The 23,709-nt window shown below is 48.9% G+C and carries 15 protein-coding genes; 1 reads left to right on the top strand and 14 read right to left on the bottom strand.

Annotated elements, in window-relative coordinates; genetic code table 11:
* Nucleotides 1–7: 7 nt before the first annotated feature.
* The 4 genes from C558_RS0118065 to C558_RS0118050 all read right to left on the bottom strand — a co-directional run bounded on the left by C558_RS0118065 (nt 8) and on the right by C558_RS0118050 (nt 5,937).
* Nucleotides 8–898, bottom strand: coding sequence for an ABC transporter permease (locus C558_RS0118065; RefSeq protein ID WP_018757697.1), 891 nt, complete (start codon nt 896–898; stop codon nt 8–10).
* A gap of 84 nt (nt 899–982) precedes the next feature.
* Nucleotides 983–2,710, bottom strand: a complete 1,728-nt coding sequence (locus C558_RS0118060) for an extracellular solute-binding protein (protein ID WP_018757696.1) — start codon at nt 2,708–2,710, stop codon at nt 983–985.
* Nucleotides 2,711–2,850: 140 nt separating this feature from the next.
* The gene (locus C558_RS0118055; RefSeq protein ID WP_018757695.1) at nt 2,851–4,191 is read right to left on the bottom strand and encodes a response regulator transcription factor; all 1,341 of its coding nucleotides are present in this window, start codon (nt 4,189–4,191) and stop codon (nt 2,851–2,853) included.
* A 15-nt stretch (nt 4,192–4,206) separates the two neighbouring features.
* On the bottom strand, nt 4,207–5,937 hold the full coding sequence (locus C558_RS0118050) for a sensor histidine kinase (protein ID WP_018757694.1): 1,731 nt from the start codon (nt 5,935–5,937) through the stop codon (nt 4,207–4,209).
* Between the two features lie 255 nt (nt 5,938–6,192).
* Between C558_RS0118050 and C558_RS0118045 the strand changes: the two genes are divergently transcribed.
* A complete protein-coding gene (locus C558_RS0118045; protein ID WP_018757693.1) occupies nt 6,193–7,035 on the top strand; it encodes an alkaline phosphatase family protein in 843 nt (280 codons plus the stop codon).
* A 68-nt stretch (nt 7,036–7,103) separates the two neighbouring features.
* Here C558_RS0118045 and C558_RS32645 read toward each other — a convergent pair whose 3' ends face one another.
* The 10 genes from C558_RS32645 to C558_RS0117995 form a co-directional block, all read right to left on the bottom strand.
* Nucleotides 7,104–9,992, bottom strand: a complete 2,889-nt coding sequence (locus tag C558_RS32645; RefSeq protein ID WP_018757692.1) for a cohesin domain-containing protein — start codon at nt 9,990–9,992, stop codon at nt 7,104–7,106.
* Nucleotides 9,993–10,080: 88 nt separating this feature from the next.
* The gene (locus tag C558_RS0118035) at nt 10,081–11,172 is read right to left on the bottom strand and encodes a peptidylprolyl isomerase (protein WP_018757691.1); all 1,092 of its coding nucleotides are present in this window, start codon (nt 11,170–11,172) and stop codon (nt 10,081–10,083) included.
* A 188-nt stretch (nt 11,173–11,360) separates the two neighbouring features.
* The gene (locus C558_RS0118030; RefSeq protein WP_018757690.1) at nt 11,361–13,664 is read right to left on the bottom strand and encodes a glycoside hydrolase family 65 protein; all 2,304 of its coding nucleotides are present in this window, start codon (nt 13,662–13,664) and stop codon (nt 11,361–11,363) included.
* 83 nt (nt 13,665–13,747) lie between these two features.
* Complete coding sequence (gene pgmB / locus C558_RS0118025; RefSeq protein WP_018757689.1) at nt 13,748–14,413, bottom strand: beta-phosphoglucomutase; 666 nt, start codon at nt 14,411–14,413, stop codon at nt 13,748–13,750.
* Between the two features lie 54 nt (nt 14,414–14,467).
* On the bottom strand, nt 14,468–15,310 hold the full coding sequence (locus C558_RS0118020) for a carbohydrate ABC transporter permease (protein WP_018757688.1): 843 nt from the start codon (nt 15,308–15,310) through the stop codon (nt 14,468–14,470).
* Nucleotides 15,311–15,322: 12 nt separating this feature from the next.
* Entirely contained in the window at nt 15,323–16,222 is a 900-nt protein-coding gene (locus C558_RS0118015) for a carbohydrate ABC transporter permease (protein WP_018757687.1), read from the bottom strand.
* Between the two features lie 65 nt (nt 16,223–16,287).
* Nucleotides 16,288–17,595 (bottom strand): ABC transporter substrate-binding protein, encoded by a 1,308-nt coding sequence (locus tag C558_RS0118010; protein WP_018757686.1) that lies wholly within the window; start codon nt 17,593–17,595, stop codon nt 16,288–16,290.
* A 21-nt stretch (nt 17,596–17,616) separates the two neighbouring features.
* Nucleotides 17,617–19,947 (bottom strand): glycoside hydrolase family 65 protein, encoded by a 2,331-nt coding sequence (locus C558_RS0118005; protein WP_018757685.1) that lies wholly within the window; start codon nt 19,945–19,947, stop codon nt 17,617–17,619.
* 365 nt (nt 19,948–20,312) lie between these two features.
* Nucleotides 20,313–22,532 (bottom strand): alpha-L-rhamnosidase-related protein, encoded by a 2,220-nt coding sequence (locus C558_RS0118000; RefSeq protein ID WP_018757684.1) that lies wholly within the window; start codon nt 22,530–22,532, stop codon nt 20,313–20,315.
* 150 nt (nt 22,533–22,682) lie between these two features.
* Entirely contained in the window at nt 22,683–23,693 is a 1,011-nt protein-coding gene (locus C558_RS0117995) for a LacI family DNA-binding transcriptional regulator (RefSeq protein ID WP_018757683.1), read from the bottom strand.
* Nucleotides 23,694–23,709 lie beyond the last annotated feature (16 nt).

Genomic DNA, 23,709 nt, shown 5'->3' with positions numbered 1-23,709 from the left:
CTCCTCCTTAGAATATACGATAGTTATTGTACTTGTAGGCTGCGTAATAGGTTATCGACACTAATCCTAAAGAGATCACGGATTTGAATAGACCAACCGCCGCTGCCGGACCGAATTGCTGACTGAACATCCCTAAGCGATAGACGAAGGTATCAATGACGTCTGCCCCTTCATACACGGTCGGATTGTACATAATCAGAATCTGTTCGAAGCCAGCATTGAGAACATTCCCCAGACTTAATACGCTAAGTAAAATAATGATCGGAGCAATACCTGGCAGCGTAATGTGAACCATCTGCTTCCATTTGCCAGCGCCGTCCACTTCGGCTGCTTCGTAGAGCGTCGCATTAATCCCCGTAATGGCCGCCAGCATGACAATCATGTTGTACCCCATGCCTTTCCAGACGTCCGAGCCGATAATGATACCCCGGAACCAGTCGTTGTTCAGCATGAACATGATCGGCTCAGAGCCCAGCGACTTGACGATCCCATTCACAGGGCCGTCCATCGAGAATAATTCTATAACAACCCCGCCGAGAACTGTCCATGAGAGAAAGAACGGCAGGAAAATCGCCGACTGTATGAACCGCGAGAACCATCTGCGCGTCACTTCATTTAAGAGAAGCGCTAGAATGAGCGGAACCACTAAGAACAACACCATTTTGAATAATGAGATGACGATCGTATTCCATAAGACTTGGTTAAAATCCGGTAGATTGAACACATAAGTAAAATTATCGAACCCGACCCACTCGGACTTGAAAAATCCGGACAACGGCTCGAACTGTTGAAAGGCCATCACAAGCCCGGCCATCGGGCCATACGCGTAAATTAAGGTTAATATAACTCCTGGCACTAACATCAAATGGAGCGGATACTCCTTGCGCAATAACTTCATCGATGAATTCCTCCTTCATAGGCGTTGACGACAAAGAGAGAGGACACGCAAGACCCTCTCTCCTCCCATAATCGAGCGTACCGATTATTTCACGGCCTGCTCGTTATACCAAGCGTTGACTTCTTCCGTAATTTTGTCGCCGCCAAGCGTCTTCCAGCTTGTCACGAATTTATCGAATTCGTCGATCGGAGCGCCCAGAATAATCTTCGTAAAGGTCTCCTGCATCAATTTATCCAGTTGTGAGCCCTTCTCCACCTGGGTTGACGTCGGGATGCCGTAGAATTCGTTGCTAACGAATGCCTGCTTCTCCTTGATCTGGCGCGTTAAGCCCCAGCCGCCATTTTCCGCGACACGGCTGAAGTATCCGCCCCAGTTCGTTCCTTTGGAAGCAATCTTCGTGCTGCCGGATTGATAGTCCTTCACATAATTGAAGACGTCCTTCACCAGCGTGTAATTTTCGTCATCTAGCGTAATTTCGGTCTGGTTGGCTGCTAGCGCTTTGTTCACTTCCGTATAGATCGTCTCAATCTGTCCCGGGTTATAGACCCGAGGACTGAACCAGTTGTAGACAAAACCGTTCTCCGGCTTCAGCATATCCGTATATTTTTTCTTGCCCATCTCGATATAGAAGTTCATCATTTTGATCGCGGCTTCAGGGTTCTTCATATTCTTATTCACGGCATAGATCCGGCCGCTGCGCAGTTTTGGCACAAGCGACTTACCCGGTCCGCTGATGGAAGGAATCTGAATGGCAATCCAGTTCGCTTTCGGATCTTTATCCACGTTCAAGTTGAGCGGCCATGCCGGATACCACCATTCGCCGTACGAAATCCCGACTTTGCCGGCCGTAATGTCTTCGACGACTTTGTTCTCGTCCTTCAGCGCGAATTCTTTATTCAGAATGCCGCGTTGGTACCATGACTGCAGCATGCTGAGGCCTTGCTTCATCTCCGGTTGAATCAGCCCTGGGACAAGCTTGCCGTCGTTGCCCTTGATCCATGCGGTCTGCGCATCCCCTACGGAAGGATAAGCATTGAATCCATTGAAGAAACCTCTGACGTCAAATCCCCAGAAGAACAATGTCTTCTGCAATGCCACGCCATACGTATCGTCTTTGCCGTTCTGATCCGGGTCATTCTTCACGAACGCTTCCGCGATCTTATCCAGCTCTTCCATCGTCGTCGGCGGCTGCAGCTTCAGGTTATCCAGCCAGTCTTTGCGGATCCATAGCAATTGCGTCGAGAGGAACGGGTCTTCGAACGATGGAATACCGTACTGTTTGCCGTCCTTGCTAAATACCTTCATGGAGAACCCGCCGTCCGACTCCATATATTTCTTCAGCTCCGGCGACGCGTATTTCTCATACGCTTCGGACAGGTCAGCAAGCATGTCTTGCTTACGCAGCTTCTCATAATCCTTCTGGCCCAGCTCCAGAATATCCGGCAAATCGCCGGAAGCCATCGCTAACGCAAACTTCTGTTCAAACTGATCCGTAGGAACCGTCCATTTATACTTCACATCGATATTGAGCATATCTTTCAGCTGCTGCAAATACGCGTTCTTATCCGGCGTAAGCCCTTTCGGCGTTCTTGGATCTTCCGCAGGTCTGAATCCCATGACCTCGGTCACTTCGACCGGTTCCGGATATTTGCTAAGCGGCCCTTCCGGCGCAGCGGTCTCCGTCTTCGTCTCGCCTGATGGCGTCGTCGTCCCCGTACTTGCGCTGTCGCTGCCTTTACTTGAGCATGCGGTGAATGCCGCCATGACCATGGAGAGCAGTAATATCGTTTTTAGTGTTTTGGATGATTTCATGATAACGCTTTCCCCCTTTGTGTGATGAGGCCCTAGAGTCCGATTGACTCCTTGCTTCTAATAGTAGAATCAAAGAGAAAAAGCTACAATTTCAAATCTTTTACTTTCGTTTCACTTTTTTTACTACCTTACATCGGCGCTTATAATGACTTCCGATATTCCTGGGGAGAGGTCCCTGTCATCTTCCGGAAGAAGGTTGTGAAATACGGCTGCGAATCGAACCCGACCTTCAAGGCGATCTCATGCAGCTTCATATGCGAATTCTCCATCATGCGAATCGCTGCCGCTAACTTCGTCTCTTGGATGTACTCAAGCAGATTACGACCCGTAATCTGCTTGTAGTACCTGGACAAATACGAGGGATTCAGATGCACCTGCTCTGCAATCGCCGTCAAAGATAAGTCACCATCCAAATAATCATGGATATATTGATGAATCTGATCGATCAATAATTGCTTGAATTCCTCCTGCTTCATGCCCGTTCCTTTGTCATAAGAGGCAAGCAGCGCCATCGAATATTCATAATCCACGATAACCATCTTCTGGCCCAATTGAATCCTCCTGCGAATTAAGGTGCTAACCTCTTCGACCTGAGGCTGCAGCTGATCCCAACGCTCTAACATATTGCCAGAGATTCCGAACGAAATGGACATGTCGAATAGCTGCTCATACTCGTTCTGAACACGTTCAAGATTACCTCGAATATAGGCGACAATGTTGTTCGCTTGTAAGCGTTGGTCCGTTTCACTCTCTTTCATATGATCCGTTAGCAATGCATCGGGCTGCAAAAGCCATACCAATCGATTGCCATCTTGGATCACGTGCTCACGTGTCAACGAGATCGGCAGATGCTGATCGACGATGCGTGCGGCCGACTCCAGAAGCTTGAGCTTCGCTCCCTCGGCTATGTCCACTTGTCCGACAAGGAAAAAAGCAGGCCGATTCGGATGAATCCGGAAATCGACTTCCACATAACGATCATACGCGAGCAAGGATGGCAGCGATTCGCCTTGAAGGGCTTGCTCGAACAGCTCTTTTTTCAACAAAGGCTCGGCCATTTGGAAATGCATCTGCGCCTTCTCCTGCTGCAGCCGTTGAAGCTTCTCTTCCTCCAGCTTCGCAATTGCCCCTTTCACTGCTTCGAAGATCGGTGCTACCCCCTCCGTCTTCAGAATATAGTTATCGACATTCTTCCGGATTGCTTCATAGACGTAATCAAATTCACTATATCCGGTTAAAAAAATGATGCGGCAGGACGGCCAGTAATAGGCGATATCGTCCACCAGCTGCAATCCGCTCTTCTGCGGCATGCGAATGTCGCTGACGAGAATGTCCAATTTCGTCCGCTTCGCAATATCTAGTGCTTCGGTCGCCGAATATGCCTTGCAGATATCCAGTTCAACATCTGCACGCTCTTGAAATAATTGCACTAATCCATTCACAATGACAGGTTCGTCATCCACGATTAAGAGTCTATACATCTACAAGTCCCCTCTCTATCCTTCTCGAATATTGATTCTAAGCTCTGCACGCAATCCGCCATGCGGACTACGCGATACGAACAGCCCGCTGTCCACACCATACTTCAATTGAAGCCGGTTATTCACGTTAATGAGTCCCGTCTTCTCCATCTGCCTCGAACCATCCCTTAGTTGCATCTCTAACTGTTCAATTCGATCATCCGTGATAATACGCCCATTATCCTCGACTGTCATTCGTACGATTCCCTCTTCAACATTCGCAGCGATATAGAGGACGCCGCTAGCCATGCCGTCTTCAAATGCATGCTCGAAAATATTCTCGACAATCGGCTGAATGATCAAGCGCGGTACGGCAACGGTCTTCACATGGTCCGGGATGTCTTCATATTCGTAACGAATGCGATTCGAGAAGCGAATACATTGAATCTCGCAATAATCAAGGGCATGCTGGTATTCCTTGTAGAGCGGCACTTCGTCCGATCCGCTGCGCGTAATGTACTGGTAGTAGCTGCCTAGCTTCTGAGAGAGTTCTGCCGCACTATCGGCGTCGCCAACCTTACACATCATGTAAATATTGAAAAAACTGTTGTACAGGAAATGGGGATTAATCTGCGATTGCAGCTGCTTGAGCTCTGAATGCTGGATCGCGATTTTCTGCTCATAATTCTCCTCGATCGATCGCTTCAATCGAAGCGCCATCCGGTTGAAGCTATGGAATAAATAGTGAAACTCATCCCTCGTCTTCGACTCGATGACAAGGTTGAGGTTGTCCGTCTCCATCATCTGGAATGCCTTAGTAAGCTTCGACAGCGGCCTGTGAATCATGAAATTCACGGAATACGCATAGAGCAGCAGCACGATGATCGCAACCACGAATAAGGCATAGAACCAGAAGCTGAATTGACTCAGCGGGCGAGTAATCTCATCATGGTTCACGTACATCATCAGCGATAGATTTAAGGAGCTCACTTGATTGGCCGTGATGAAATAGCTTATCCCTCCGATCGGAATCACCCGGGATGTATTTGTCACATGACTACCCGCGTCCAGTTGTTCAAGCAGCGGAGCGATGACACGTTGGTCTTCCACCGTCGATAGCACACTTCCGAGCGCTTTGCTCCCAAGGAATACTTCGGATTCCTGATAGAGCGTCGTAATCTGATGAAGCGCTTCTTGTAGACGAGCAACAGAGATTTCAATATAGGAGATAATGCCAGAGTTATTCTCGCTCTCAATGAAGAAGAGTCGCCCATCTTTCTGATAGAAGGACGGTTTCGGGATATGCTGAATCAATGAAGTGATGAACTCGAATTCATCATTCGGCGCGTCCGTGACGCCATTCTGACTCGAGATCGTCTTGTCGATTTCTTTGATATAGACGCCGGCGTTCACGACGAATTCACTAGAGTATTCGATCGCGGATAATCGATCCTTCGTCTGATTAATCAACTCGATCAACGCGTATCCTTCCAATCGGCTCCCCTGGAAGCTCAGCTTCTGAAGATCCTTATCATTGAAAAATTGCAGCTGCTGATTGCGGACAAAATATAATTCCTTGTCCAATTGCTTTGCATAGAAGGAAGCACCAGCTACCGCTGAGTCCGATATCGCGTTCTTCGTAAAGGACATGCCCTTATAATTCACCCACATGTTCATCGCAACGAGAGGAATAATAAAAGCTATGAAAACGATTACAATTTTCTGATAGACAAACCACCTCGTTGAACCTGCTGCTCGAATTTTCATCACACCTCAGCCCTGCTTTCCTACGAATTTCGAAATCAACTGTGAACTAAATTTACCACTGGAGCTTCATTTTGATCAATGGAGAGATGCAAAGTATCTACCCTTATACGCCATCATGCAAAAGACACCAATTATTTGTTGACACTTGCTGCGAGCCGATTTATAATTTTCACAACTAAACACACATTAATACAATAAAACACACGTAAATAACTTGCATTACCTACTCATTTCTTGGAAAAGAGGGCGATACGCATGGGAGCAATTTGTAATCATGTCTTTGTCATCGGGCTTGATGGCGCAGGAAATTTCATTAAAGATACACCGACACCGAACATCCATGGCCTACTGCAGCAAGGGGCGCTGACCTATCAAGCGCAAACGGTTTTCCCTTCGATCAGCGCGCAGTGCTGGGGCTCCATGTTCCATGGCGTCGATCCTGATCAGCACCAGCTGGATAATGATAAGGCTTCGGATACACGATTCCCGGAGGATAGTGCCTGTCCTTCCTTCATGAAGCTGATTCGGGAGCAGTATCCGGATGCGAAGTTAGCGGCATTCTCGGAGTGGTCGCCAATTAACTACGGGATCATTGAGCAATCATGCCAGTTCGAGGATGTATCGATCCGCTGCCCAGAACTGATCACCACGGCGGCGGACTACATCCGCCAGAACCCCAATGTGACGTGTCTCTATGTACAGATCGATAATCCCGATGGCGCTGGTCATGAATTCGGGTATGGCAATCACGTACCCGAATATTTAGCGAAGATTACGGAAGTCGATGCCTATGTCGGATTGTTGATCGATGCGATTCGCGACGCCGGCATCCTCGATGAGAGCCTCATTATCATCACGAGCGATCATGGCGGCGGCGGAGATCACCCGCGCAGTCATGGCAGCGATCACCCGATGGATATGACGGTCTTCTGGGGCTGCTACGGCAAGGCCGTTGCACCTGGCACCTGGATCCTGGATGACGTATCGATCAAGGATACGGCGCATGTCGTCGCGTATGCACTTGGCATCGAGCCTTGCCCGACGTGGAGCGGCAAAGTACCTGAAGGGATTTTCACAACGTCGGTAGCTGTGGAATAATGACATAAAAAGAAGCCAACCATGGACATCATGATTGGCTTCTTCTTCATTCCATCATCAACGCTAGCCTAGATCATCTCTCTAGCGATAATGCTCAGATCAAGAATATTAATAACGCCATCTCCATTAAGGTCGATATGCTTCACAAGTTGCCAGCCGGAATCCTCACTTGTCTTCCCATAATGGACTGCTGCAAGGGCGATATCCCCGATACTCACTTTACCGTCACGGTTCAGGTCCGCGGCGACGACGCCCGTTCCTGATTCGGTCTGAACATGCAGAGAAGATACAGCAGCTTGCAGCTCTCTTCCTTGTGCATCACCGAGCAAAGCATTCGTAATCGAGAATTGGCTCGGGGTGTTCTGCTGCGATTTGGCTGTGAAGGTAAGCTCCAGCACCTGGGCATTCCCTTGAATCGCATGCGTTCCGCCTTGACTTGCTACCAGAAATCGCACATGTCCCGGTGTAGGATGGACAGACTTTATAATCTCCACACCATCGGCTGCTGATTTAGCCGTCACCAACTCAAATATTTGCGGGTCGTATGCCAGAGAGATATCTTGCGCATACACGGCATCCTTCACATTCTGCATCCCGACGCGGATTTGAAACGGCTGATTCACTTTTACGGACGCCGGCCCGCTCAATGCGGTAGATAAGCTGCGCTCCGGTTGTTGAAGCGCAGCTAGAGCGGCCTCCGCATCGGTCAATCTCGTAATATCCCCCACGAGCACTTGCTGTACGTCCGTCAATGCAAGATAGGCCGCTCTCGCCGCTTGGATAGCCGATGCATCAGCGAGCGTGACCGCCGTTGGAGCCGGTAGCACCGCGATCGCATCCCGGACCGTCTTCGCTGCCGCTTGATCAGCTGCGCCCTGATAGTAGAGCTCCAGCTCGTTGATGGCAAAATTCCCCCATTTCAAATTCGCGCCGTTGATTTTCAGACGGAATTTCTTCGCAGTGGTCGAACTGAAATCCACGCTCTGCGTTTCATTCGTCACATCGCTATACTTCCATACCCATTGCACATTGCTCTTGATCGGCACCCATGTCGTTCCGCTATAGACTTCCAGATCGAACTTCGTAACGCCCTGCCCCGTCCCGAAGCGTGTCACAATCTTCAAGTTGTTCGCGGTCACCGCCTTCGTGCCGAAATCCAGCGTAATATAGTTTGGGAAGGTCACACCCTCATCCACACTAGACCATGCATTCGAGTAATTACTGTCCGTCATACTTTGAGTCGAGCCATTGTTCAAGGTAGCAACCGTTGTGCTGACCGTTGCCAGAGGCGCCAAGTTCCCTGGTGCAGGCTTCGGCTGCTCCGGCATCGGCGTAATCGGGGCCGGGACGAACACGATCGGCGTCTTGCCTGTCGCTGGCGGCACCGTGCCTTGATATTCGAAAGCCCCGATGTCAGGATCGCCGTTGTATAGGGCATTGCCGAAATAATCTCGCCCTCCATTATCAGCTATCGGAATGCCTGCACCGATCAGCGGTGAATCCAGCTGCAGTTTATATCCGTCCAACGTATTCATGCCGTTGCCGCCGCTGCCCGGGTTAACGAACTTCGGATCGCCTGTTATTTTATGTGCGTCTGAGCTGACCAACGTGTTACCGCCGAAATACGCGTTGGAATCGAAGGTTTGCCCCGTTAAATTCCAACCCCGGTCTCCCACGCTGTAGTAGACATTATTGTAGTTCTTAATATTTTTTGGGGCGCCCGATGATTTCGTGAAATAATCGCTCATGACGGGATTCCCTGATGCGGCGCCGACATAGACCGTATTATTGTAATTGTAGACCGTGTCGATCGAACCGCTATAGCGGAAAATATGATTCTTATCATTCTGGCTGATATTGTAGCGAACAATTGTATTTGTCGTGTAATACGTATCATTCACGAATAGCATGAAGCCGCCGGCATTATCATGGCTGTAATTATATTGAATGAGAGAGCCGATATTCCCTGCGTCCACGTCGAATCCTTCGCCATCCATTTCCCCATGATGGCTCCCGAAGGATTCATTAAATTGCACCACATTATTATCCGCATAAGCCCACCAGATGGAGGCATTGGTCGCCAAATACGTCGCTTCCTGCACCGTGTTGTGCTCAACGACCGCCCCGTCCGTCACATTCCAAGCAATGCCGCCCGTCGCCGCCCGAACGACCGTATTATTCGAGATTTTCAAATTCGTGGTCGGTGTCCAAGGTCCGTACGGCTTCGGCACCCATTCCCAGAGGTCGCTCATTCCATACCGCAGGATGCAGTTCGAACCGATGTAGATGCCGTAGGCGTCGACATCCGTTAAGGTGTTGCCGTCGATGAGCACGTCATTGAACGCGCTGGCGACATACGAGCCGACCGAATCGAAGATGATCCCGCCGGAACGCGTGGTATATACCCCATCCACATCGTGGACATTCAGATTCTTAATGTAAATATGGTTGAGGATACCGCTCTCTTCATTTAACACATACACACCCCGGCGCTCACCGCGCGCCCCCTTCCAATCCCTTGAAAAGGGCTCCGAAGATGGATTCGTAATCTCCAGGTTGTTGATCTCCCAGTATTCTTGGTTCTTCAAGAAGACCGTCTGGAGCTCGCTCGTCACCCCGGTGATCAAGGGCTTATTCCCCGTACCGTACTGGTCGATCACAATTGGGCTGCCGGATACGCCCGACCCTTTGGGCCACAACTGTCCTTGCCAAGATCCACCAGCTTTGAATAAGATCTTGTCCCCCGGCGCGAACGTTGTCGCATTCACCTTGGCTAACGTCTTCCAAGGTGTCCCCTCACTCGTCCCGTTCGCGCTGTCATTTCCGCTTACGCTATCCACGTAATAGGTCGTCCCCGCAGCCGCACTCGCGTCCCCCGGAGCAATGGCAACGATCCCGAAGAGCAAGGTCACGATCGCGACCAAACTCAGCATTCGTTGCATGGTACGTCTGAACATAAGTCATCTTCCTTTCAACGATTATGTATGCAGCACTTCAGCCGCGAACGACTGAAATGGTTACACCCGAGAGAACTTCTCATTGCATTCATTGAATTTGAAAGGATGGATATATATATTCGTTCACCTGCACCACCGCCGTTGTCAACATCTTGCGCAGGGTGAATTCATACGCTTCTGTAACGGTATCCTGCAGCACTTGATCCTTCACCTGCTCATAGGATTGATAGGTGGAACCCGGCTCTACCCGCTCAATGCATTTCAGGATGTGGTAGCTGCCTTTCTCTTCGACCATAGCGCTAATCGCATTCACGGGCAGCTGCATGGCTGCTTGGGCCACAGCACTTCTCGCGTTCCGGCGTTCATCTCCCAGCTGAATCGTCAGCTCAAGTGCCGTACCCGGCATATTGTAAGCCGCCGCAACCTGTTCGAATGTGCTGCCCGACTTCAGCTGCTCGGCTGCCGCTTCAAGCTGCTTCCTTACTTGTCGTTGCAGCGAGGAATCGATTTGTTGATTTGCGTCTAAAAAGGTACGTGTAATGCGCTTCATTTTCACGTAGCCCGTCGTCCGATATCGCTTCTCTCTATGCTCATCGTAGAATGACCTTAGCGCTGACTCCCCTTGCTGCATAATACTCTGCTGCATGTTCCGCTTCACAGCGAGCGCCGCGTTCGTCTGAACGTACTCCCAGTACGTGTTCTCGTCGTATTGTGCAGGCCCATAGACCACCTGATGGCGGTTGATCGCCTGGGTTCGACGCTCATTCTCTTGCTCCAGCTGCTGCAAGAATCCTTGGTAGCTCACATCCTGCAGAACGCCTTGCTCCTTCGCCAGCAGCTGTCTTACTTTGATCTTCACACTATCCTCGAGTGCCTTCTTCTTCAGCATCTCTGCCGGGATCTCGCCATCATATGCCTTGGTCCAGAATCCTTCCGATTGCTCCGCTTGATAGGTATCGCGAAAATATTGAATGATCCGGGACGTATTCGTACGGATTGCTCGATCATACTCCGCCATGCTAATTGGGACACCATTGACGGTCGCGATCGCTTCTCCCGCCCGATCAGTCGATGACCAGCATCCTCTTGCAAATGCAGCCGTAACCCCTGTCGTAAGCAGAATCATGATCGTGAGCAGGAGTCGTTTATGATTCATTCGATGACGTCTGAATATTTTCATCGCAGCCTCCTAAGTGAAACGCTTACATGAATGTATTACACATTGTAAGCCGACACCGCCCGCTGTTCAATTTCGATTCCTTTACATTCACTTTCAATATTTTTACCTCAACCGGACGACAAAAAAGTCCTGCGCTTCTCAAGAAGCACAGGACTTATCTTTTGGCACTTGCGTATCTTCACTTCCGACTACTGCGACTCACAGACCCGCTCCGACTCCAGCACGAAGCCCTGCTCCCCATGGCGCAGCTGCACAAAATGCCCTTGGATCAATCGGTACGTCGTCCGTTCCTTCGCTACAACTACCTCAATCAGGCTACCGTGGAATAGGACACGGAATGTATAACTCGTCCAAGCAGACGGAATCGTCGGGTTGAACGTGATGACTTCATCGTCATGTCGCATGCCGGCGAAGCCGTTCACGATCGTCAGCCAGCTGCCTGCCATCGATGCGGAGTGAATACCATCCTTCACGTTGTTGTGATAGTCGTCCAGGTCCATACGTGCCGATTGCATGAAGTATTGGTACGCCTTCTCAATCTCGCCCAGTTCCGCGCCGACGATCGCATAGATGCTCGCGGATAACGAAGAGTCATGCGTCGTTAACGGCTCGTAGTACTTATAATTGATAACCTTCTCCTCGCGCATGAAGCGATGGCCTTGAAGATACATCGCGAGCACGAGGTCGGCTTGCTTCAATACTTGGTATTTGTAGATGACCATCGGGTGGAAGTGCAGCAGTAGCGGATACTTCTCACGCGGTGTATTCGCGAAGTCCCACGGCGCCTTCTCCAGGAAGCTGTCGTCTTGCCCGATCAGCTGGCCAACGCGGTGAATATACATACGATCTGCCATTGCAGTCCATGCTTCGAGTTCGCGCTCGTCCAGCTCATATCTCGCGCTCACGTCTTGCCAACCCGTCGTCTGCTCCAGCTTGCGGAGCGACTTCACGGTGAACTCGAATTGATCCTTCACCATCAGGTTGGTGTACGCATTGTTGTTAACCATCGCCGTATATTCGTCCGGTCCGGTTACACCATTGATGCAGAAGCCTTTGCCTTCGATCCAATCGCCCGCGTCCGCGAAGAAGCGGCAAGTCTCGACGAGAATATCCAATCCTTCCTGAAGGAGGTAGTCTTCATCCCGTGTCACTTCCACATACTTCTTCACCGCATAAGCGATGTCCGCATTAATATGCAGCTGCGCAGAGCCCGCTGGATAATACGGCGACGTCTCTTCGCCGTCGATCGTTCTCCAGGCATAGAGGGCTCCTTCGTATCCAAGCTCGGCTGCTCTTGCTTTGGCTTTCGGCAGAATCGAATGGCGATATTTCAACAGCTGACGCGAAATCTCGGGACGGTTATACAAGAAGAACGGCAGGATGTACGTCTCCGTATCCCAGAAATAATGGCCTTCATAGCCTTCGCCGGTAATCCCTTTCGCCCCGATGTTCGTCTTCCCGTCGCGTCCGACTGATTGGAAGAGATGATACGCATTGAAGCGAAGCCCTTGCTGCAGGAGCGCGTCGCCTTCCACCGATACGTCGGCGACTTGCCAGAAATCAGCTAGAATCTCTGCTTGGCGTTCGCGGAACCAGTTGTATCCCTTCGCCTTCGCATCCGTTAGCGCTGTGACGGCCATCGGCCAGAGCTCAGCTTCTTCATAATCCTTCGAGGAGAAATACGCGATGAATTTGTCCAGCACAATCGACTGATCTGGCGCCGCTTCGCAGTCATAGCGATGTTCGATCAATTGTTCTTGCTGCATGCATGTCGCTTCATTCGCGACATGCAATTCGTGGTTCATCGCCGAGATTAGGGCGAATTTCGTGTTCTTCGTCCGTTGCGCCGTGCCGTGAATCGTGCCTTCCTCGCGCAGATCCTCGGTCTGGAGCACTTGCCCCGCAAAGCCGGATCCTGTCCGCGGATCACCCATCGTCACTTGATTCGTCACTTCCCCATTGAGTGTCGAGACGAATGCAATCCGTGCCGCAGCATTCCGGACCTTCACTTCATAACGAATCAGTGCCAGATGCTTGTTCGCGAAGGAAGCCATTCGCTCAATGCGCAGCTCGACCTGCTTCCCTTGCGCAGTCTCCCACACGATCTCACGCGTCATGACGCCCTGCTTCATATGCAATTGACGCTTGTAATCGATGACCTTCGAATGCAGTACGTCGAATTTCTCGCCGTCGACCCAGAGGCTGATGCCTTTCGCGTCGGCGACATTGAGCATCGTCTGACGGTTCTTCGCATAACCGAATGCCTCTTCCCCGTATTGGATCGGCGTCGAATCGTAGAATCCGTTCAAGTACGTTCCGTTCAAGGAGAAGCCTACGGGACCGCTGTACCCTTCTTCGGCGTTCCCCCGCATGCCGATATAGCCGTTTGCCACCGCGAATACCGTCTCGCAGCGCTGATTATGCGCCAGATTTACTTCTGTCTCCGTAATCGTCCACGGTTCTTGTGGAAATATGATTTTTCCTTGATGCATGTTGTCGCCCACCTCTCTTAAATACCCCCACAAACTTATACATTCAGAAAAAAAGAGCCCGGATCGGCTCTTCCCTTCCTATCCTATTCGCCTAATGTCTGTAAGAAAGACCAAGACAATGATCCCGTTGATGGCAAAACGACATCCGTGCCGGAGGGCTTCAAGACGTGCTCTTCACCGATTCCAACAGCGACCATCTTCGCCGATTTAATCGCTTCTACACCCGCCTGCGCATCCTCGATGCCTACGCAGAACGCCGGATTGACGCCTACCGCTTCCGCACCGCGCAAGAAGATGTCCGGTGCCGGTTTGCCGTGTGCAACCTCATCCGGATTCACGATATAATCGAATAAATCCGTTAATGCCAGTGAATTCAGAATTTGCGGCGCATTTTTGCTCGCCGATGCGATCACCGTGCGAACGTCTGCAGCACGAAGCTCCAATAGAAGCTCGCGAATGCCTGGATAGACATCCTTCGGCGACACGTTTACGAGCAGCTTCACGTATTCGTTATTTTTTTGCGTAGCTAGGGCAATCTTCTCTTCCGCGGACAAATCGTTCGCACGGTTGCCATGACGCAAAATCCGCTCGAGCGATTCCATCCGGCTGACGCCTTTTAACTGTTCATTAAATGCTTCATCGATCTCGATGCCTAATTGTGCAGCAAGCTGCTTCCATGCGACATAATGATATTCAGCCGTATCTGTAATAACGCCATCCAAGTCGAACAAGACAGCTTTAATGATCATTGCATTTCCTCTCCCTTGGGTTCAATCCCCTCTGTCTATTGGTGTAGCATCTGCTTACCCTTTCATCGCGGAAGAAATCGAAATTCCTTCAATAAAGTACTTCTGAGCCACGAAGAATACGATGAGGACTGGCAGCATAATGAGAATCGTCGCGGCCATCAGCATGTTCCACTCGATGTTGTACAAGCCTTTGAACATCGACAGTCCTAGTGCTAGCGTATATTTCTCTGTTGAGTTCAAGTAAATCAACGGCCCTTGGAAATCATTCCATACGCCCATAAAGGTGAAAATTCCAACCGCAACAAGAGGCGGCTTGGATAGTGGCAGCATGACCTTCATGAAGATCTGCCAACGATTGGCGCCGTCCATAAATGCAGCTTCGTCTAAATCTCTTGGTATCCCGCGCATAAACTGACGAATCAAGAAAATATTAAATGCGCCTCCACCGAAGAAAGATGGAATAATTAACGGCCAGAACGTATCTACCCAGCCGACCTCTTTGAACATGATGAACATCGGAATCATCGTCACTTGTCCTGGTAGCATCATCGTCGCGAGCAGCACGAGGAACAACCAACGTTTCCCTTTGAATTTAAAGCGGGCAAACCCATACGCACAGAGTGCAGATGAGAATACCGTACCGATCAGAACCGGAACCAGAACAATCAATGTATTCTTCAAAAATGTGAAGAACGGAATGGCATTCACCGCATCGCTGTAGTTGCTCCATTTCCATACTTCAGGAAAGAAATTGTCACCAAATACTTCCCCAGGTGTCTTCAGTGAAGTCGACACGGTCCAGAGCAGTGGGACAAGTACAATCAAAGAACCGCCGATTAAGATAACAAGCGCGACCAGCTTCGCGATATTTTTTTTGAGTGATGTCTGTATATTCATCGCTATACCTCCTCAATCCTTATCATCATCGCCATTGTAATAGACCCAAGCCGAAGAGGTGCGAATTACAATGAGGGTGAAGATCAAAATAATGGCGAACAGAATCCACGACAAGGCTGAAGCGTATCCCATTTCATAAGTTTTGAATGCCTTGTTATACAAGAACAGATTGTAGAATAAGGTTGAATTTAGCGGTCCGCCATTCGTCATGACGAAGGCTTGCGTGAAATATTGAAAACCACCGATAATCCCCATAATGAGGTTGAAGAAGATCGTGGGAGATATCATAGGAATAGTGACACTAAAGAACCGGCGCACAATACCTGCTCCATCCAATTGCGCTGCCTCGTACAGTTCTTCCGGAACGCCTTGCAAACCTGACAAATAAATAATAATGGTATTACCGATACCCCAAATCCCCATGACGATCAATGCGCTCAGCGCGTATTTAGGATCTTGCAGCCAAGCTGGGCCTTCGATGCCTACCAAGCTTAACGCTTTGTTCAATATGCCATATTCCGGGTTCAGAATCATGATCCACATCATGGATACGGCAACCGCTGGAATGACCGACGGCATAAAGAAGATCAAACGGAAGAAATTCATCCCTTTCGTCCGCATATTCAACATCATCGCAACAAGCAGAGAAATAATCTGATACAAAGGAACGGATACAAGTGCAAAGATAAATGTAACCTTCAAGGATGTATAGAATAGTTCATCTTTAAAAATATTCACAAAGTTGTCCAAGCCAACAAACTCAATCGAGCCAATACCTGTGATGATATCCCATTTACTAAACGACAAGATGAGGGAGAAAATCATCGGCCCAATCGTAAATAGCAATAGTCCTAGAAACCATGGAAGGATAAATAAATATCCGGCTTTTTCTGAACGGGATTTGTGTTTCATAGAGACCTCCTTGAATCTATAGAGAGTGAAGCTAGATAACTCCAGCTTCACTCTCATACAATGCCTTACTTCGTAATCTTGCTGTCTACGTTCTTCGCTGCTTCATTCAATGCATCTTTGACAGAGGACTGGTCAAGCAAAATTTTCTCCATCGCTTTGTTGAACTCCTCTACGAATAGGGAACCATTGGAAGATACCATCGTGACTGGTTTTTTCGCGAATGCCATCATGTCGATGATCGGTTTGTCTTTTACTTCGGTTTTCTTCACTTCTTCAAGCTCATTCACCGTTGCTGGAAGGACAAGACCTTTCTCGGAACGCAATACTTGTGCTTCTTTACCGGACAACCATTTTACGAGCTCATAAGCTTCTTGTTTGTGCTTGCTGTTCGCGTTAATTGCCCAGCCAGCTGCTGCAATGATACCGCCGCGCTCGCCATCTGCGCCTTTCGGAATCAAGCTTGTGCCATAGTCGACTTTGGAACGATCCAAGTCATATTTCACCCAGCGGCCTGTTACCATCATTGCCAATTTATCTGTCATGAACATCGATCCGTCGCCGCCGAGCGTCTCCGCATCTTGAGGCGTTGGCGATACTTTATCTGCACCCTTGGACATCGCTACGTATTTCTCCATTGCCGCAATTGTCTTATCGCTGTTCATGAAGCCTTCTGCTTTGGTACCGTCTTCATTGGAAATCGATGTACCGTTTGACCATAAGTAAGTGAAGATTGGATATTCCCATTTCGTTGCGTTAAATCCAAATTGCTTGATTTTGCCTTTGTCATCCTTCAACGTTAGCTTTTTCGCTGCCGCATTCAAGTCGTCCCAAGTCCAGTTCTCGTTCGGATATTCCATGCCTGCTGCATCGAACAATTTCTTGTTATACCAGAGAGACAATGGGTTGAAGTCTTTTGGCAAGTAATATGTTTTGCCATTGATATGTCCCATATCGAGTAGATCTTTTTGGAACATGCTCGTATCAAAGGATTTGTCTGCTTCAAGATAAGAATCAAGCGGCTCAACAACGCCTTTATCGACATATTTGTAGTAGTCGCCTTCACCAATCAAGAAGACGTCCGGCGCTTGGCCCGCTGCAAGAGATGTCGTTAGTTTCGTGCCATAACCATCGCCTGGAACTGGCTCGAACTTCACTTCAATGTTCGGATGGGACTTATTAAATTCTTCCGTTAGCTTCACTTCCGGGCCAGCTGATGCGACATCGCCCCATACGGTGAATTTCAATTGTACTTTTTCTTGGTCAGCAGTGCCGGATTGGCTCTCATTTTTTGTCTCACTGCTGCCGCTCGAGCAAGCGGATAATACGAGTGTTGCCATCATCGTTACTACCAGTAGAATTGCCCATTTTTTCATTGTAAAGACCTCCCTGATTTTTTAGAATTGCATGTTAAGCTCTTTATGAAACTTGATTGTACTACCATGAATGATGAGTTCCAACTCTTGCTCGCTTGCCGTCACGATATGCACAGCATTCAGTGATACCTGTACTTCCAATCGAGCACCTTGCCAATACAATGGGAATTTGAATCCCGTCCACGACTGCGGCAGTTTCGGATTCAGATGCAATCGGCCATCCAGCATTCTCACACCCGCAAATCCCATCACGATACATTCCCAAATGCCGCCAATCGATGCAGAGTGAATCCCTGCGTCAGATGAATGCATGTTCGGACCAAGATCAATCTCAGTCGCACGACGGAACAGATCGTAAGCTAAATCAATATCTCCAAAGTCGCCAGCCAGAATGCTATGTGTCGACAAGGATAACGAAGAATCATGCAAAGTCTTAGGCTCGTAGTAGTCATAATTCGCACGCTTCACTTCCGGCGAGAATTTATTCTCGAGCAAGAAGAATAGCATCATAATATCCGCTTGCTTGGACACTTGCAACTTGCAGACCTGATCCAAGCTATAATCCAGGAATAAGCTTCCTACTTTCTTCTGCTTCTTATACTTTGTCAAATCAATCGTTTCAAGCGTTAGATACGTATCATCCTGCGGTACGATATTGTTCTCGTTCGGCGCCGGCAAATAGATCTGGCCGATTCGATCTGTCCATACGCAATACGCTGCTGCGAGACCTAATCTCTCTTCTAAGGATGCGAGCAATTCCGGACGGGATGCCTTCAGTTCCTCATAGTACGCAATCGCCAATTCCATATTGAAATGCGCCATGTAGTTCGTGAATGCGTTGTTGTCGATATGCTCCTTGTACTCATCCGGACCAATCACTTCATTAATATGGTATCTAGATGCCGCCTCATCCCACTCTAAGCGGCTCGCCCAGAAGGTTGCCGTATCGAATAACATCTCATATCCGTATTGATCCATGAAGTCTTGATCGCCTGTTGCCTTATAGTAATGCCATACCGCATAAGCGATATCTGACGTAATGTGCTGTTCAATAAATCCAGACCAGATCTTCGTCTGCAGGCCTGTTACGATATCAACTGCGCCCCAGACCGGCGTCACTTCGCCATCCGTCGGCCATGCAGCTTCCCACGGATACATCGCACCTTCGTATCCATTTTCTTTGGCCTTGCGTCTTGCGCCTTCCAGACCCAAGTAACGGAATTCGAGCAGCGAGCGTGCGATTTCAGGACGCGTGTAGATGTAGAACGGAAGGATGAAGATTTCTGTGTCCCAGAACGAATGGCCTTTGTACCCTTCGCCGCTCAACCCTTTTGCCCCGATTCCCATTCGGTTATCATGTGCTGGCGTCATCACAACAAGGTGATAAATCGAAAAGCGAATGGCAAGTAGATCAAATGGCTGCTCCGTTTCAATCTCAATCTCATACTGCTTCCATACTTGGTCCCATGCTTGCTTGTGTTGTTCGAATAATGCATCATAACCTAACGCATCCGCTTGCTTCAATTGATTTAGTGCTTCTTCACGCATGACAGGGAGCTCTTGACCTTCGAACGCTTTATCCCGACTCGTATGCACGCTGCTGATTTTCTCCATCACCAGTGTCTCACCGCTAGCGATCCTGCATGAATACTCCATTGCAATTTTACGTCGATCAATATCCATCTTCGGTGTCAATTCAACCAACTTACCATTCAACGTAAATTGATGACTTGTATGAACAACGAAGTCAACTTTTGATTCGGTCGTTGTCTGTAATAGCTGCAAGTATTTCTTGTCAAAAATCCGTTTCTCGCCTTCATGGAAATGCTGGCTTCCTGTGTTCGATAATTGCGCATTGATGCCGGAACGAACTGTGAAGTCGATCTCACCATTCAATGGCGTCACTTCTAATTTCATTCCGATCAGATGGACTTGATCCAGCGATACGAACCGGCGGAATGTATATCGGATTTGCTTGCCTTCCGGGCTCTCCCAGACAAATGATCTTACGAGTTCCGCATGCCGCAGGTCGAGTACACGGGAATATTCTTGCGTACTGCCTTGTTCTAAGGAGAACTGTCTGCCAGCGACGAACAGCTCTAATCTGGTTACATCAGCTGCATTCGGAAGTTCTGTAACTTCGTTCTCATCGAACTTGTTGAACGTTCCATTAACGAATAAGTTACGAGTCTCTCCGAGATAAGGCTCTTCTGTCGCTGATCTCATTCCCATATACCCATTTCCTAGCGACATGATCGATTCACATTTCCCTAGAAGCAACGGCTCAAATTTCTCTTCGCTAAAAGCCCAGTTTTTCAAGGATTCTGTTAATGTCTTGTTGTAATTAAGCATATAAACCTCCTGCCCCGAAAACGATTTCGATTTAACCCTTAAAAAACGAAAACGATTTCGGTGTAGTCAAAAAAATAATGTGTCGTTTCTCGAAAACGTTTTCATAGGGATTATAGCATTCGAAAGTTTTGGGTGTCAATATTTTGTTTAAATTTTATTGTTTCTTAAATAAGCAGTGAAGGGACAGCAACACGATCTGCCAGTGCCCCCAGAATAACTGCGATAAAAATGACGTCGGGAAACCCGTCTTAACTCAATTACGGCATAATAATAACATGTATACACTCAGTCAGGCGAGGCTTAACGACGCATAGTAAAGTGAATAATAATAAGTTGCTCTCTCACGATTCAATCCCTTTGCATTACTACAGGGCCGCTTCAATGATAGCATCGTTGAACGAATACGACTTCCCTTGCCACTGTACTTGAATGTTCCATTGCGAGTCATTCTTCACCTGAAGCTTTAACTGCCCTTGATCCACACGAAGCTGGATATCGATCCATGCATCCCCGACACGAACGCGGTTCAATTGAATGTCTTTGCCCTGCCAAGCGGTCGGAATCTTCGGAGCGATCGTTACCGTGCGGCGATGCGCTTCCGGTTGAACCCCGATCATGTGTCCGATTGTCGGCACCATCATGGCGTAGACCGTCCAAGCCTGTACGGCGCAGCCATAATCCGGCGACATCTCATTCATCGAACCCGGCAATACGCGAGAGAAAGATCCATTCATCCGCTGCAATAAATCGAGTGCTGCATCGATATCGCCGTACATCGCTTCGGCTATGGCGTGGACTCCCGTACTAATGGTCATCGTGCCCTGCTGGAATGTGCCCGACAGATATGAACCGTAAGGTCCGATAAAGTCCGCGTTGCGCATATGACGAATGGCGCTCTCGCCTTTGGCGCGATCGGCAATCCCGGCTTCCATCGGGGTGGAGATTACCCAGTTCTTATTAATTAACCAGCCATGATCGACGGTCTCATCCTGAACACGTGCAAGCTGGTGCTCCAGATATTCGCGATAGCCTTGAATGCCGTTCTGCTCCGCCATACCGATCAGGAATTCGACCTTCGGAAGAACATCCTGCTTCGCTGCTACCGCATCGGCATAAAGCTGCTGTTCTTCGTTCCAGAAGGTTGTATTGATGGCTTCGACGGCACGTTCAGCCAATGCTTCATATTGCGAAGCACGCTCTTCTCCGAGCTCAAGGCTCATCTGAACGAGGGATTGCAGCGCTTTGGCCGTATACACTGCAGAATCGATCAGCTCCATATTGAGCCCTGCGATCTCAATGATGCCATAGCCTGACGGGAAGAGATCGCCGTCCGGATCCATCTCATGCAAGAGCCAGTCCATCCCTTGCACGCAATAGGCGTAATGTTCTTCGAGGAATGTACGATCGCCAGTCCAGCGATACATATCCCATACCATGCTGATATAGTGCGCTGTTTCTTGCGTGTTCCCCGGGTTCGAGACCGCGCCCATCGTCGTTATCTCATGCACGACTCGGCCATTGCTGTTCTGCTTCTTCGAGCTGTCGAGCAGAATACGCATCGTATCCTTCGCTAACTCATGATCCCCAATCGCGAGTACTCCTTGCAAGGAATACGAATTATCGCAACCGAACCACCAAGGATAATGCGGGCTGCCCGCCGTTAATCCGCGCCCGATGCCATCGACTTGTTGAACAAGCCACTGATTGTTCCATTTCACCCATGTGAAAATATCGCTGAATGCCGACTCGCCTTCAATCTTCAACTCCGCACGCTCACGAATCGCGTCGTACGTCGCTTTCTTCTCCGCGAGCAGGCGCTCATGATCACGCACAAGTGTCTCATAGGTCGCCTCGCACTCCTGCTTCGAAGCATACGAACCCGCCACGAAGAGATGGAAGGATAGACGCGCACCCGCTTCGAGCGTCATCGTCGTCTCGAACTTCATGCCGCAGCCTTGACCGCTCGTGAATTCCGGCCCGAATAACGATTCACCGATCTCGTAGTCCTCACCCGGCAAGCTCGTCCCAATCATCGCATGCCAATCATGATCGCAATCCTTAGCATGCATCACACGATTCGTACGCGCTTCCACCACGTCCTTCGCGCCGTCCAGAATGCCGATCTCATCCGAGAACCAGACCGGACGCAAATCTGTACGAGCTAATAGTTCCAACTTCAGGCGCGTAGGACGATCTGCGTAATTATGCAGGTCGTAGCGAACGACTAAGCCTTTCTCGTGTTCCGGCGCGAATTGCTCGCGTTCGATCGCGACCGGAATATGCCCCAGACCGTGATCGTAGCGGAATCCGTTGCCCCACGGGTAAGTTATATATTCATCGGACTTCGACCATACGGAAATATTACGGTCCAGATCGGTTACCCGAAGCCAGAATCCGTCTAACAACTTAATGGGATGCAGCCATATGCCCCCCATTTCGTTCGCAACATGATGCCCGAAATCCGGGAAATAACCATCTTGCGTTCCAATCGCTTTTACATACTCACCTGCCGTCAGGTATACATTAAACGGATGCTTACTCTTTACGGCCTGCGTCGATGATAATTGACTATTGCTGTTATACATAGCTCGACCAACTCTCCTTACAACTCCAAGGTACATTCTCTAAACTATGATTCTGCGCCTTCGTTCGAAAACGTTTTCGATTATCGTCAAAAAAAGAAATGTTTTCGAGATTCAATAAAAAATGAATACATGAAAGCATTTGCACAATGATTATAGTTCTTTGATTGTCTCTCTGTCAACTATTTTGAAAGGCATCATAATATGCCGGCCTTTCTCCTCTTTCTCCAAAATATGAATGACTTGTTCGCAGGCTTGATAGGCAAGCTTATGGAAATTCTGACGCACAGTCGACAGCTTCGGCGTCGTATAACTCGATAATACAATATCATCGAAACCAAGAATCGAAATATCCTCTGGAATCCGTACACCGATCTCGCGGCACCGATTCATGAAACCAATCGCCATCAGATCACTCGCGAAGAATATCGCTGTGACATCACGATGCTCCTGCAAGTAAGAATCTGCTAGCTCGTAGGCCGATTCTTCCGAATAGTCCGAATTGACAACGATCGTAGGATCGAAATCGATGTCTTGTTCAGATAGAGCTGCCTTATATCCCTCTAGACGTTGACGGCTGACGACCGCGAATTCATGGCCGTTAATCATGCCGATCTTCCGGTGATTTTTCGAGATCAAAAACTCGACAGCCACCTTAGCCGCACCCACATTGTCCGTCGATACCGAGCCAGTATGTTCGCTAGCTAGATCCGTATCGAGAACGACGCACGGAAAATCGCTATTTACGATTTCTTGGAAATAAGGGTCCGTTGTCTTCAATCCAGTTACGACTGCACCCGCTATTTTATGGTCTTTGCAAAATTTCCAATATGATATATTCTGCTGCTCAGACAAGCTGCGTGTGTAGATCACAACCTCATACTTGAAATCTACAGCAGCTGCGTAAATTCCACTCATAATCTGGAATAAGACGCCATCCTTGCCGTTAGCGCGTTCGAAGTTCGAGAAAATCAATGCGATGGACTTCGTTACTTTTTGTTTTAAGTTCTTCGCTAGCATATTCGGCGTGTATTTGAGCTCTTCAGCTACTTTTAACACTTTGCGTCGTGTGTCCTCATTGACATCCGAGTAGCCGTTTAACGTTTTCGATACAACTGTGACGGATACATTAGCCGCTTTAGCTACATCTTTAATTGTTACCATCCATTTCCCACCACCG

Source organism: Paenibacillus terrigena DSM 21567 (assembly GCF_000374845.1).
In the GTDB taxonomy this organism is placed as follows: Bacteria; Bacillota; Bacilli; order Paenibacillales; family Paenibacillaceae; genus Paenibacillus_K; species Paenibacillus_K terrigena.
The sequence above is the reverse complement of the archived record's forward strand: the minus strand, read 5'-3'. Positions and strand labels throughout refer to the sequence as shown.

What these genes read in the sequence shown, in the direction of transcription:
- C558_RS0118000 (WP_018757684.1), bottom strand. Translation starts at nt 22,532, where the DNA reads ATGTATAACAGCAATAGTCAATTATCATCGACGCAGGCCGTAAAGAGT.
- pgmB (WP_018757689.1), bottom strand. Translation starts at nt 14,413, where the DNA reads ATGATCATTAAAGCTGTCTTGTTCGACTTGGATGGCGTTATTACAGAT.
- C558_RS0118035 (WP_018757691.1), bottom strand. Translation starts at nt 11,172, where the DNA reads ATGAAAATATTCAGACGTCATCGAATGAATCATAAACGACTCCTGCTC.
- C558_RS0118010 (WP_018757686.1), bottom strand. Translation starts at nt 17,595, where the DNA reads ATGAAAAAATGGGCAATTCTACTGGTAGTAACGATGATGGCAACACTC.
- C558_RS0118030 (WP_018757690.1), bottom strand. Translation starts at nt 13,664, where the DNA reads ATGCATCAAGGAAAAATCATATTTCCACAAGAACCGTGGACGATTACG.
- C558_RS0118020 (WP_018757688.1), bottom strand. Translation starts at nt 15,310, where the DNA reads ATGAATATACAGACATCACTCAAAAAAAATATCGCGAAGCTGGTCGCG.
- C558_RS32645 (WP_018757692.1), bottom strand. Translation starts at nt 9,992, where the DNA reads ATGTTCAGACGTACCATGCAACGAATGCTGAGTTTGGTCGCGATCGTG.
- C558_RS0118005 (WP_018757685.1), bottom strand. Translation starts at nt 19,947, where the DNA reads ATGCTTAATTACAACAAGACATTAACAGAATCCTTGAAAAACTGGGCT.
- C558_RS0118055 (WP_018757695.1), bottom strand. Translation starts at nt 4,191, where the DNA reads ATGTATAGACTCTTAATCGTGGATGACGAACCTGTCATTGTGAATGGA.
- C558_RS0118050 (WP_018757694.1), bottom strand. Translation starts at nt 5,937, where the DNA reads ATGAAAATTCGAGCAGCAGGTTCAACGAGGTGGTTTGTCTATCAGAAA.
- C558_RS0117995 (WP_018757683.1), bottom strand. Translation starts at nt 23,693, where the DNA reads ATGGTAACAATTAAAGATGTAGCTAAAGCGGCTAATGTATCCGTCACA.
- C558_RS0118065 (WP_018757697.1), bottom strand. Translation starts at nt 898, where the DNA reads ATGAAGTTATTGCGCAAGGAGTATCCGCTCCATTTGATGTTAGTGCCA.
- C558_RS0118045 (WP_018757693.1), top strand. Translation starts at nt 6,193, where the DNA reads ATGGGAGCAATTTGTAATCATGTCTTTGTCATCGGGCTTGATGGCGCA.
- C558_RS0118060 (WP_018757696.1), bottom strand. Translation starts at nt 2,710, where the DNA reads ATGAAATCATCCAAAACACTAAAAACGATATTACTGCTCTCCATGGTC.
- C558_RS0118015 (WP_018757687.1), bottom strand. Translation starts at nt 16,222, where the DNA reads ATGAAACACAAATCCCGTTCAGAAAAAGCCGGATATTTATTTATCCTT.